The sequence below is a fragment of the Planctomycetota bacterium genome (assembly GCA_018242585.1).
Lineage (GTDB): Bacteria > Planctomycetota > Planctomycetia > Pirellulales > PNKZ01 > JAFEBQ01.
On record JAFEBQ010000044.1, the window covers coordinates 31,781 to 45,073 of the forward strand.

3 protein-coding genes and 1 pseudogene are annotated in these 13,293 nt (G+C 64.0%); 1 reads left to right on the plus strand and 3 read right to left on the minus strand.

The features are described 5' to 3' along the window. Positions 1-5 precede the first annotated feature (5 nt). Both JSS27_19770 and JSS27_19775 read right to left on the minus strand, forming a co-directional pair. Positions 6-1,328 carry a thioester reductase domain-containing protein gene (locus JSS27_19770; protein ID MBS0211190.1) on the minus strand — a complete coding sequence of 441 codons (1,323 nt, stop codon included), beginning with the start codon at positions 1,326-1,328 and terminating at the stop codon, positions 6-8. Then, on the minus strand, positions 1,325-9,985 hold the full coding sequence (locus JSS27_19775; protein MBS0211191.1) for an SDR family NAD(P)-dependent oxidoreductase: 8,661 nt from the start codon (positions 9,983-9,985) through the stop codon (positions 1,325-1,327). The genes JSS27_19770 and JSS27_19775 overlap by 4 nt, the downstream gene beginning before the upstream one ends. 351 nt (positions 9,986-10,336) lie before the next feature. On the opposite strand from JSS27_19775, the gene JSS27_19780 reads away from it, so the two are divergent. Then, positions 10,337-12,628 (plus strand): MMPL family transporter, encoded by a 2,292-nt coding sequence (locus JSS27_19780; protein ID MBS0211192.1) that lies wholly within the window; start codon positions 10,337-10,339, stop codon positions 12,626-12,628. A gap of 133 nt (positions 12,629-12,761) precedes the next feature. Here the strand turns inward: JSS27_19780 and JSS27_19785 are convergent. After that, positions 12,762-13,293: pseudogene (locus JSS27_19785) on the minus strand (efflux RND transporter permease subunit).

The window sequence follows — 13,293 nt, forward strand, 5'->3', positions numbered from 1 at the left end:
TCTTGTTACGACGGCGGCGGTTGGAGGTACCCGCTGCTGATGAACTGGTGGAAGTAGATGCCCAGCAGTTCGGCGTCCATCGGCGGGCAGCTTAGGCCGATGTCGCTCAGCCCGCGTTCGGTGTTGACGCAGGAAAACCGGGGTGTGTTGGCCGTCGAGAATAGCCGCTCTTGCGACGAGGGCTCCTGCATCACTGGCAGCAGCGTATACATGGCGTTGTCGCTCGACTGTTTGGCGTCGTCGATCATCGCTTGTTTCCACTCGTCGTACGACACGGTTCGCACCTGGTATCCCACGGCGCGGATGTAGTCGACCAGCGTGTTCCAGGGCAAGGTGTACGAATTGGCCAGGTGGAAGTTCTTGCCCAGCGCGTCGGACTCGAGTGACAGATGCGCGATCGCCAGGCCCGCATAGTCGACTGGCAGCGCTTCGACGTGAATGTCCAAGTCGGGCGCTAGCCCCAGTTGGATGCACCCTTTGACCATCCGGAAGATCAGGCCGTCGGTCGCGCCGATGCCGTTCTTCGTGTCGCCGGTCACCAGTCCCAAGCGATAGATTGCCACCGGCAGGCCAGCCTTGCGCGCGCGGACGGCTAGCTTGTCGCTGACCCACTTGGTCTGCACGTAGCCACAGTCGAGCGACGACGGAATATGCAACTCGGCATCTTCCTCGACGATCTGGTCTCGGTAGTCGATCGAAGAAAAAATGCCCAGCGACGAGACCAAGTGCAGTGGCTTCAACTTGACCAGGGTGGCCAGCTTGAGCACCTCGGCCAGCGAGCCGACATTGGCGTCGCGGAGCATGTGGTAGGGATAGGCGAAGTTCACCACGGCCGCGTTGTGATAGATCCAGTCGACGCTACCGGCCAGAGAGTGAAACTGTTGCTCGGTCAGGCCGAGTCGAGGCTTGGAAGCGTCGCCGGGAATGACTTCGACCCGGTTAGCAACACCTTGGGTGCTGAGTTGATTGGCGGTGAGGTTCGACAGAATCCGCTGCAAGCCGTCGATCGGGCTGGCACAGCGGACCAGGCAGACAATCTTGGCCTGACTGCGTTCGATCAACTCGTGGAGCAGGTAGCCACCAAGAAACCCCGTCGCGCCGGTCAGCAACAACCGCACCGGCTGGGCCGGCCAATGGCGCGGCAGCCCCTCGGTCGTAAAGCTGGGGTCGAGTCGGGCCTCGGCATCCAAGTCCAGGTTCGCCGTCGCACACGCGGGCTCGGCCGGCGCGTTGCCACGGGCAGCGATCTTCTGGCGGAGCATCCGCGCCAAGAGTTCGCGCTTCTGCTCCAGATTCAATTCCCCGCCGCCTTGAGCTCCCTCGGTCATGGTCCCGCCTGTTCCGTAGCCAGATCATCCGTCGAGCCCAGCTTTTGCAACAAGGCGTCGATTTCCTCGGGGGAAAGATTGTCCAAGTTGCTGAGCAGCCGCTCGGCCTCGGCGACTTCCGCGTCCTGATCTGCAACGGCGACCGTCGAGTCGGCTTCCGAAGCTGCGGCAGGATCGACCGGGGCAGGCACGCTTGACGTCGTCGTTTCGGCCGGCGTGGTCGCCACGGCAGCGCCAGACTCGTTCAACGCTTCGAGCGCGTAGGTCGCTAACTGCGCGACGCTGGGGCCTTCCATAAACTTGGACATCGGCAGCACGATGTTCAAGCTGGTCTCGATGCCATTCTTCAATTCGATGGCCATCAGCGAGTCGAGGCCCAAAGTATTCAGCGGCTGCTTGGGATCGATGTTCGCCGCGTCCAGTTCCATGACGTGGGCCAAACGCTCGATGAACTTGGTTTCGAGCAAAGCGTGGCGCTCTTCGGCTGGCGCGGCCAGCAGCAGCACGCGCAGACTGTCGTCCGTCTTGCCTCGCGAGTCGCCATCGCCGCCGACTCCCTTGAGGAAGTTCGGCACGCCGCGCGGATAGGCCGCCAGCAATTGCGGCCAATCGACGTCCATCACCGCGACCTGGGCTCCGTCATAGTCGAGCAGCCGGTCAAAGACCTCGATCGCGCCTTGCGGGGCGAGCGGCTGCATGCCTCGGTTCGAGCGGCGATCCGAGTGGCCGTCGCGCGAGGCCATGCCAGCGCCGGCCCACGGGCCCCAGTTGATCGCCAAGGCCGGTTTCCCTTGCGCCCGTCGCCAAGCGGCGAACTCGTCGAGCAATGCGTTGGCCGCAGCGTAGTTCCCCTGCCCCGGCGAGCCGAACACACTGGCCACCGACGAGAACAAGACGAAGAACTCAATCGGCTGTTCCGCCGTGGCATGGTGCAGGTTCCACGCGCCGTTGACCTTGGGAGCCAGCACGCGCTGCCAGCGCCCGGCGTCGAGTTGTGTCAGAATGCCGTCGTCGAGTACGCCGGCCGCGTGAATGATGCCGCGAAGTGGCGGCGCGCTTTGCAGCGCCGCGGCCAGCGCGGTGTTCAACTCAGCTCTGTTCGCCACGTCAGCCTTCAGCAAGCGGAACTTGGTGCCGCGGCCGCGCAGGTCGGCGAGCGATTCCCAAGTTTCGGCCGACAGATCGCGTCGACCGGCCAGCAAGACGACGCCAGCCCCGCGTTCGCCTAGGAAGCGGGCCATTTGCAGACCCAGCGCCCCCGTGCCACCAGTGACCAGGTAGGTTCCATCGCGGCGAATCTTGCCCGACGATTCCTCGGCCGGAATTTCGGGCCGCGCCAGCGAGACGACGATCTTGCCTGTGTTCTTTCGCCCGGCCATGTAACGGAACGCCGACACCACGTCATCGATCGCGAAGCACGTCTGTGGCAAGGCCGTGTAGTGCCCTTGCTCGAACTCCTTGGCCAGGTCGACGAACAATTGCCGAACCAACGTCGGCCGCTCGCGCAACAGCTTGTCGAGGTCGATGGCGAAGTACGATAGATTGTTCTGGAACGGATACAGTCCGATCATCCGGTTCTGGTAGATGTCGATCTTGCCGATTTCCAGGAAGCGGCCATAGGCCGACAGAATGCCGATGCTGGCCGCGATCGCCTCGCCAGGCAGCGAGTTGAGCACCAGGTCGACCCCGTGGCGGTTCGTGTCGGCCTGAATCTGTTCGGCAAAGTCCAAGCTGCGCGAATCGTAGACGTGCTTCACGCCCAGCGATTGCAGGAAGGCCCGCTTCTCGGGGCTGCCCGCCGTGGCATAAATCTCGGCGCCGGCGCGCTGGGCGATTTGCACCGCGGCCAGGCCCACGCCACCGGCGGCGGCGTGAATCAACACACGCTCGCCCGGCTGAATGCGTCCAAGGTAGTGCAATGCGTAGTAAGCCGTCAGGTAGGCGATCGGCACGGCGGCGGCTTGCTCGAAAGTAAGCTCGGCCGGCTTGCGAACCACGGCATAGGCGGCGGTCACCGCGTGTGAGCCAAAGCTGAACGGCGCGACGGCGATCACTTCGTCGCCGACAGCGAAATCGGTCACCCCCTCGCCAACCGCAGCGATCTTGCCCGAGCATTCAATGCCCAGCGGCACCGGACCACTGCCCAGGCCCGGGTACAACCCCATCGCTTTCAGCACGTCGCTAAAGTTGAGGGCCGCGGCGGCGACTTCGATTTCGACTTCGCCAGCCACTGGCTGACGACGCTCGAACGGTCGCAAGGCCAAGCCGTCGAGCGTGCCGGCCGAGGCGATCTCCAAGCGGAAGGCGTCATGATGGCGCAGGCTGGCCGCCTGGCTTCCCGACGAGCGTTCGGCCCACAGTTTCTCGGTGACAGCGCCGGGCAATCGCTCCAAGCGCGCCACATGCCGCGCGCCGTTGCGCAGGGCGATTTGATTCTCGTCATCGTTCGACAGCAGTTCGCTGATGAGCGCTGCCGCTTGCGCCTCGGCGGGTTGAGCCGGGTCGAGGTCGACGATCGTTGGGCGGAATTCGGGACTCTCAAGCGCGGCCACCCGCGCCAGGCCCCACAACGTGGCCCCCGTCACATCGGGCACTCCGGCATCGCCGGCGAGCGTCACCGCCCCGCGAGTCACGACGCGAATCTTTGGCGAAGCGCCAGGGAGCTTGGTCGCCGCTTGAATCAAGTGGAGCAAGCGTAGTGAAATGCTGGATGCCCGCGCTGGCATCTCCTCAGTCGCGTTACTCGTACCATTCACGCCCCACAGGCACACCACGCCACGCAAGGGTGGCTGGGCCTCGGCTAGCGGCAGGAGCGACGCCTGGAACTCATCGGCTGTTTCAGCCGGTGGGACAATGACACAGTTGACCCCTTGCGTGGCCAGCGCTTCGCTCAGCCGATCGGCCAGCGGCGACGGCTCGCCCAGAATGGCCCACGTGCCAGTTTCTTTGCCGGTGGGCGCGCCGGAGTTCGCCGGCTGCCAGGCGATGTCGTAGAGCCAGCTTTGTTGCAGTTGCTCGGCACTGGCCTGGTCGCCGCGGCTCAGGCGGCGCAGTCGCAGCCCGCGCACTTCGAGCAACACATCGGCGTCTTCGCTGAAGACCGTCAGATCCCCTTCGATTTCGTCCAGGTTGCGGACGTCGGCGGGACGCATTTCGGCGTGGACCCAGGCCGTGGCCGGCAATGGTGCAAAACGGCAGATCGATTCGACCCCGACCGGCATGTAACCGGCGTTGCCACGCATGGCCTCGACCCAGGCGTCGGGCAGCGCCGCCGCCAGGACGTGGAACGTGGCGTCAAGCAGCGCCGGGTGAACCTGATAGCGTTCGACGCCGGCTTCGAGCGATTCGTGCAGTCGGACGTTGCCAATCGCCTCGCCGCTGGTGCGCCAGAGGGATTGCACTTGCTGGAACCGCGGGCCGTAATGCAGGCCGCGCTCGGCCATGCCGCGATAAAACTCGGGGACGTCAACTTGTTCGTCGCAACGATCACGGATTTCGTCGAATTGGATCGCCGCGCGTGGCGCCGCGTCGGCCGGCGCGTGGCGAATCACGCCGCTGGCGTTCATGGTCCAGGCGCTCTTCTCGGCGCGACGACTGTTCATCGCAAAGATCTGGAACGCCGCCTTGCCGGCCACTTCGCTGTTCAATACAAACTGGACCGGGACCGAGGCCTGGTCGTCAAGGAACAGGGCCTGGTGGAACGATACGCCTTCAATGCCGTGAGCGCCAGGGCCGATCACTTGGGCCGCGGCGGCCAGCGCCATTTCGAGCCAAGCCGCGCCCGGAACCACGATCGAGCCTTGCACCCGGTGGTCTTTCAGGTACGACGCGCCGTAGATACCTAGCTGCGCCGCGAAGGTAGTCATCGGCAACGCCGACGGGACGCGAGCGCCCAGAATCGGATGCGGCGCGCCTTGCTTGCTGTGCCACGAGATTTGCGAGAAGACCGAGCGTTGTCGGTCCTCGCTTGTTTCGACCCACAACCGGGGACGCTGGAATGGATAGCTGGGTAGCTCGACGCGGCGGCGCGCTCGGTCGCCGTTGAAGCCGCGCCAATCGATCTCGGTCCCACGGGCAAACAGCGTGGCCAGGCTGCCCAGCATCACGTCCTGGTCATCGTTACCGCGCTTGAGCGACGCGGCCGAGGCGACCTGCTGGTCCTTGAGCGCACGGCGGCTCATGATTAGCAAATTGGGCTGCGGACCGACTTCGATCACGATGTCGACTTGCTGAGCAAGCATCGCCTGTAGGCCGGCCTCGAACTCGACGGGCTGCCGCGAATGGCGACGCCAATAGTTGGCGTCGGGCATTTCCCCTCCGGCGAACGGCCGGCCGAGCAGGTTTGAGATCAGCGGAATCTGCGGCGGGTTGAAGCGAATGCTCGACGCAAACCGCTCCAAGCAGTCGAGCATCGGCTCCATCAGCGGCGAGTGGAACGCATGCGACACTGGCAGCGGTTGCGTGGCGATGCCGGCGGCCTGGAAGCCAGCCAGGATTTCATTGACGGCGTGCTCTTCACCCGAGATGACGATCGTCTCGGGGCCATTATAGGCCGCCACGGCGACACGGTCGGCATAGGGGGCGAGGGCGTCTTCGACGCGTTGCTTCGGCGCGAGCACGACGGCCATGATGCCGCCCGACGGCAGTTGCTGCATCCGCCGTCCGCGTTCGGCAATCAGGCGCAAACCGTCTTCCAGCGTCATCACCCCGGCCACACACGCGGCGACGTACTCGCCGATGCTGTGCCCCATCGCCACGTCGGGACGAATGCCCCACGACGCCCACAATTGGGTCAGCGCGTATTCAATGGCGAACAGCGCCGGCTGGGTGTACTCGGTTTGATCGATCAGCGAGCCTTGCTCGTCAGCGAAGATCACATCGCGCAGCGAGCGTTGCAGGTACGGCCGCAAGATTGCGTCGCAGCGATCCAACGCCTGGGCAAAGACTGGTTCGGTCTCGTACAACCGTCGCCCCATGCCGGCGTATTGCGAACCTTGACCGGTGAACAGGAACGCCACGCGCGGCTTAGTGCGCGTGGTCACCTGGCCCGTGGCCGAGCCGTTGACTTTGCCCGATTCGAAGTCTCGCAGCTCTTCGACCAAATGGCCACGGCTGTTGGCCACCAGGGCCAACCGGTGCGACAGCGGGCTGCGCGTGGTGGCGGCGGCATGGCAAATGTCGAATGCCGTCGTGTCGTCGGCCTCGGCCAATTGAGCGGCATACTTGCCCGCCAACTCGCGGAGCGAAGCCTGGCTTTGGGCCGAGATGGGCAGGATATATTGACCACGCTCGTGCGTGCTGGACGGGCGAACCAGTTCCGGCGTCCGCCACTGCTCGACCACGACGTGAGCGTTGGTCCCGCCAAAGCCAAACGCACTGACACCGGCCACGCGGCCGAGATCACCCTCGGGCCACTCGCGCAATTCGGTGGCGATGGCCAGCCGGCTGTTCGCCAGGTTGGCGTGGGGGTTCAGCTTGGTAAAGTTGCGCTGCGGCGTGATCTGGCCATGCTGCATCATCAGCACCACCTTGATCAGTCCCGCCACGCCAGCGGCCGTTTCGGTGTGGCCGATGTTAGCCTTGCCCGAGCCGACAAAGCACGGCCGGCTGCCATCCTCGGGGCCTTGCATCACGCGCGACAGGGCTTGCAGTTCCAGCGGATCGCCCAGCGGCGTGCCAGTACCGTGGGCCTCAATGTAACTGACCCGATCCGACGCCAGCGAGCCGCGCGCGAGCGCGGTTTCGATGCACTGCTGCTGGGCCACTGGATTTGGCGCGGTGATGCCGCTGGTGCGGCCGTCCTGGTTGACGGCGGTGCCGCGGACCAGGGCCAACACACGATTCCCATCGCGCAAGGCGTCGCTCAATCGCTTCAACACGACCACGCCGCAACCTTCGCCGCGCACATAGCCGTTGGCCGATGCGTCGAACGGCGTGCAGCATCCGGTGGGCGAAAGCATGCGAGCCTTCGAGAACGCGATCGTCGCCTCGGGCGACAGAATCACGTTCACACCGGCGGCCAGCGCCATGTCGCAGTCGCCATTTTGCAGCGAGCCGACGGCCAGGTGCGTCGCCACCAAGGCCGACGAGCAAGCCGTGTCGACCGACAAGCTGGGCCCGTGCAAGTCGAGCGCGTACGAAACGCGATTGGCCGCGATGCTCAACGCCGTGCCGGTGCCGCAATGGGCGTCGACGATTTGCAGATAGTCGGCGTGCTGGCGGAACACTTGCGAGAAGTCGGTGCCACCGATGCCGACGAACACGCCGGTGCGGCTGCCAGCGACCGACTGGCCCGGGATGCCGGCATGTTCCAGCGCTTCCCACGACACCTCCAGAAGCAACCGCTGCTGGGGATCCATGCGCGAACCTTCGCGCGGCGTGATGCTGAAGAACGGAGCATCGAAGCAGTCGACCTGTTCGAGGAAGCTTCCCCAGCGAGTTGGCATCTTGCCGGGCACGTCTGGGTCGGGGTCGTACAGCGCGTCAACGTCCCAGCGATCCTCGGGAATCTCGGTGACCGCGGTGCGTCCTTCGGCGAGCATGCTCCAATAGGCGTCGAGCCCGCGCGCACCCGGGAACCGGCAACCGAGGCCGACGATGGCGATCGGCTCGGACGATTGCTCGGCGGTCAGGCGTTGCTGGTCAGCCGAGGCCGCGGTGGGCAAGCTCGATAGATGTAAAGCCAAGCCGGCGATGGTGTTTTGTTCATACATCAGCGTGGGGGACAACCGGCGGCCCAGCCACGTCTCGAGATCCCCTGCCACGCGCACGGCCGACAGCGAGTCGAGCCCGTAGCTCACCAGCGGGGCGCGTGGATCGAGTTCACGCGGTTCGATGCCCAGCCGCTTGGACAGTCGTTCGACCAGCCAGGCCTGAATCTCTTCGGCCGAGCGCGGCGCGGTGGAGCGGGCGGCCATTTCCTCTTCGGTTGGCTTGCGCTCGGCTTGCCAGGTGGCAATCGCTTCGAGCGTGCCGGCGGCCAGACCGGTGCGGCAGGCAAAGCGTTGGATCTTGCCGCTCGACGTCTTGGGGATCGTGCCCGGCTTCAGCAGGACGATCGCATCGACGTCAACCTCGTGTTGTTCGAGGACGCCGCGACGAATCGCCTGGAACACTTCGGCCGGCTCGGTGTTCCGCTGTTCCCGTTTCAACTCGACGGCGACGCCGAGCAGTTCGTCCCCTTCGATCGCCAGGGCAAACGCCGCGCAGGCCGCGCCGTTGACCGCCGCGTGGCACTCGGCCACGGTGGCTTCGATGTCGTAAGGATAATGGTTCGTGCCGCGCAGAATGATCAGGTCTTTGATTCGTCCGGTGACGAACAACTCGCCCTGATCGACAAAGCCTAGGTCGCCGGTCTTCAAGTACGGGCCGTCGCCGCCCGCCAGGTACGCGCCAAAGACATCGGCGCTGTCCTCGGGACGTCGCCAGTAGCCCGACGACATACTTGGCCCGGCGGTCCAGATCTCGCCGACCTCGCGCTCGCCCAACGTGGTGTTCGCGCCCGGTGCGACGATTCGCACACGGTGCTCGGGGCCCGGCTGACCACAGCCGGTGACTTCCAGATGATCGTCGGCGGCAACCGTGTCGACAAACTCGACGCGCCCCTCACGCAGCGCCTTGGCGGCGAGCGATTGGAACCGCGGGCCGATACCGGCGGTGCTGCCCGTCACGGCGGCGGTGAACTCGGCCAGGCCGTAACAGGGGTAAAACGCATTCGCCTGAAACCCTGCCGGCGCAAAGCGTTCGGCAAAACGGCGGACGGTTCGCGGCTGAATCATTTCAGCGCCCGAAAAGGCGACCTGCCAACAGCTCAGGTCCAACCGCTGTAGCTCGGCATCGTCGGCCCGATCGCAACACAACTCATAGGCAAAGTTAGGGCCGCCCGAGTACGTGCCGCGATAACGGTCGATCGCTTCCAGCCAGCGCGCCGGGCGTTGCAGAAACTGAACCGGAGGCATCAGCACTGCGGGCATGCCGACCCACATGGCATAAATCAGGTTCAGCAGTCCCATGTCGTGGTACAGCGGCAGCCACTGAACCGCGCACCCTTCGGGGGTCTGGCGAACGCCGTGATGAATGTGAGCCAGGTTGGCCAGGACGTTCGCCTGGCTGATCATCACGCCGCGCGATGACCGGGTCGAGCCCGAGGTGTATTGCAGGTAGGCCGGCAGCGAAGGATCGACCGTCGGCAGTTCGCCGGCCGGCGCGTCGGGCAAATTGCCAACGTCGGTTGCGATCCAGCACAGGTTGCTCTGGCCGGCTTGCTCAAGCAACTGGCGCGGACGCGCCAAAGTTTCGGCCGCGCCCAGCACCGCCGTCGCGCCGGAGTCGGCGATGATCGCTTGGAGGTGCGGCACGCCGCGCGCGTTGCGCGGCACGTTGACCGGCACCGCGACGACGCCCGCTTCGACACACGCCAGGAACGTGCGAATCGAATCGAGACTGGTCGGAAACAAAACCAGCGCCGGCTGCCCCGACAGTTTCTCGTCGCGCAACTTCGCGGCGAGCGCGCGGACCTGCTGTGCCAGTTCGCCGTACGTGATTGACTGAGCGTCGAGCTCGCCATCGAGCAGAACCGTATATGCCGTGCGGCCGCCGTCGTGGGCCGCGCGTTCAGCTAATAAAGCCGGAATGGACGCAAAGCTCTTTGCGGGCATGAGATTACGATCTGTCCCTGTCGTTGGTGAGCCGGGAAGAGAGTCCCCATCTTAGTTGGCTGCTGCCACTTCGCAAATGGCCTGGGGAGAGAATGACGAAAGTTGTAAGTTGCTATGTGGTAGAAGGTTAATGTGCAATCGACGAGGAGCGAAAAGAAAGTTGCTAGCTGCGGGGCGTTGACCGGCGAAAATCAGGTTTCGACAGGTTGGAAAAGTTGCGCCTATTTGTTGTCAAAACAGGTGCTGTCTTCTAGCATCGTACGACTTGGGGCGACGCGTGGGGCCGTCTCAGATTTTGGCGCCGACGACTCACTTCGCGCGCTTGTATTTCCAACCATCGAGCGCGGCAACATGCCAAAAACCCAGGGAATCTACGCCAAATTTCATTGGCTGATGATTTCGGCGTGCGTGCTCGCCGCGCCGTTTCTCTGGGCGGCGTCGATGCGTGTGCTGGCCACCAACAGCAACGACATCTCGCAGTGGTTGCCCAACACGCTGGACGAAAAGCGGCACTTCGAAGCGTTTCTGGCCCGCTTTCCTGCTCCCGACACAATCATTGTCTCGTGGCCTGGCTGCACGCTGAAGGATCCGCGGTTGGGCAGCTTTTCGGCCGCGATGGCCGTGGCACAAAGCGACGAGACGGCCGGCAGACTGTTGGCGTATGCCGTGACGGGGGCAGAACTTGCGGACCAATTGATGGGCAATCCCTTGGCGCTGGCGCGCGAGCGGGCGATTGATCACCTGCTGGGTACAGTGATCGGTTCAGACCGTGAAACCAGTTGCGCGTTGGTGGCCCTGAGCGACGAAGGGGCGGCCAAGCCGGCCGCCGCGCTGGAAATCGTTTATCGGGCCGCCGCGCAATGCGGCATCGGCGAAGACGACCTGCGCTTGGCCGGCCCGGCGGTCGAACATGACGTGATGAATCGCGAGACCGATCATCTGTTGTTGCGATTCTCGATCGCGTCGGCAGTCGTGTCGTTGCTGGTAGCCTGGTGGTGTTTGAAGCGATTGCCGATGGTCGGCATGTTGTTCGTCACGGCGCTGGCGATCACCGGCGTCGGGATGACGGTCTATGACTTGGCCGGCGGCAAGATGAACTCAATGCTAATGTTGATGCCGGCGCTGTTGTTCGTGTACGCGATCAGCGGCGGCGTCCATGTGATCAACTACTTTCAGGACGCGGTAAACGAAGGGGGCGTCAGCGGCGCCGCCGAGCGCGGCGTGAGCGCAGGCTGGCAGCCCTGCTTTCTCTCGTCGCTGACCACGGCCATCGGCCTGGGCAGCTTGATGGTCAGCGAGATTGAGCCGGTGCGGATGTTCGGCATCTATTCGGCCATCGGCCTGGTGCTGGGTTTTTGCATCTTGTTCCTGCTCTTGCCGTCGCTGTTGCACGCCTGGGCGGTGGCGTTCGGTTGGCAGAAAAGCGATACCCAGCCCCGTGCCCAGGAAGCCAGCGCCCTGTGGGACCGCGCCTGGATGTTTCAGCGCCGCCACCATGGGAAGGTGACCGCGTTGGTCTGTCTGTTCATGCTCGTCTCTGGCGCCGGTTTCTACTACATCATGCCGTCGGCCAAGTTGAAGGACACCTTCTGGACGTCGAGCAAGATCTATCAGGACTATCTGTGGATCGAAGAGAAGTTGGGGCCGCTGACCACGATTGAACTGGTGGTGACGTTCCAGCGCGACTGTCCGATGGATCACGAGGCGCGGATGGCGCTGATCGCCCGATTGCAGCGCGAAGTCAGCGAACTCGAACCGCAATCGACGTCGACGTCGGCGGCCACGCTGACGCCGCGGCTGCCCAACTCGCGCGGGGTAGTCAGCGCGGCGCGGCGGTTGCGGTTGCTCAAGTTCCTGAATCGGGCTGGGTTCTATGTGCGCGATGAAGACGCCGCGGCCGAGATTTGGCGGATCACGGTTCGCATTCCGGCGACGGGCGATACCGGCTTTGATGATTTCTGCAACGCGGTCCACGCGCGATTGGACCAGATCGAAGAAGAGACCGGCACAGCGGGGGTCAGCATCCTGCAGACCGGCACGGTGCCGCTGCTCTCGAAGATTCAGCAGGAACTTTGGCAGGTGCTGCTGCAAAGCTTTTTCTGGTCGTTCGTGCTGATCGCCGGCGTGATGGTGATCGCCCTGCGGAGCGTGCCGGGGGGGCTGGTGGCGATGATTCCGAACTTGCTCCCCTTGTGCGTCAGCTTCGGGCTGATGGGCTGGTTTGGCATGGCGCTGGACATTGGCGCGATCATGACGGCCAGCATCGCGCTGGGGATTGCCGTGGACGACACGTTCCACTTCTTGTGCTGGTTCGATCGGATGCGCCGCGATGGTTGTTCACGATCGGACGCGGTTCGCTGGGTCTATCAGCGCTGCGGCGCGGCCATGATGCAGTCGTCGCTGATTTGCAGTTGCGGGCTGTTGGTCTTCTTCTTCAGCGGCTTTGTCCCGGCGGCGCAGTTTGGGATTATGATCTTCATTATGCTGATGGTGGCGCTGCTGGGAGACCTGGTGCTGCTGCCGGCCTTGCTGCTCGGCTTTGCCGGCCGCTGGTTCGGTCGTGTGAAGTCGGTGGTCCCTGCGCCTCACACAAAGAAGGTCTTTGACCAGTCGCCTCAAAGCGTGCCGGTCGAAGCGTCGTAGCTTGGTATCCCACGGTTCCGGGTGCCACGCTCAAGGCATTAAGCCTAGAGCATGGCTGTACACGCTTCGCATGCTCAAGCCTTGGAGCTTGAGCATGGCACCCGATGTCTACGGGAAACGCGCGAAAGCGATTTCAGCTTCTTGCCGGCTCCGTGACGAACTCCGCGCCTCCGTGCCTCTGTGGCGAGACTTCTCCACCGGGGCGTCCCCGGAGCGACTGGTACCAGAGCCGGAACCGGTCGAGGTACAGGTAAACCACCGGCGTCGTGTAGAGCGTGAGCATCTGGCTGACGATCAGGCCGCCGACAATCGCCACGCCCAATGGTCGGCGCAGCTCGGAACCTGTGCCGGTCCCCAGCGCCAACGGCAAGCCGCCGAGCAAAGCCGCCAAGGTGGTCATCGTGATCGGGCGGAAACGCAGGACGCAGGCTTGGAAGATCGATTGCTCGGGGGAAAGCCCGTGGTTCCGCTCGGCCTCGAGGGCAAAGTCGATCATCATGATCGCGTTCNNCGTTTTTCTTGACGATGCCGATCAACAGGATGATTCCGATCAGCGACATCACGTTCAGTTCCATGTGACAGAGCAGCAACGCCAACAGCGCACCGACTCCAGCCGATGGCAACGTCGACAGAATCGTGATCGGGTGGATGTAGCTCTCGTAGAG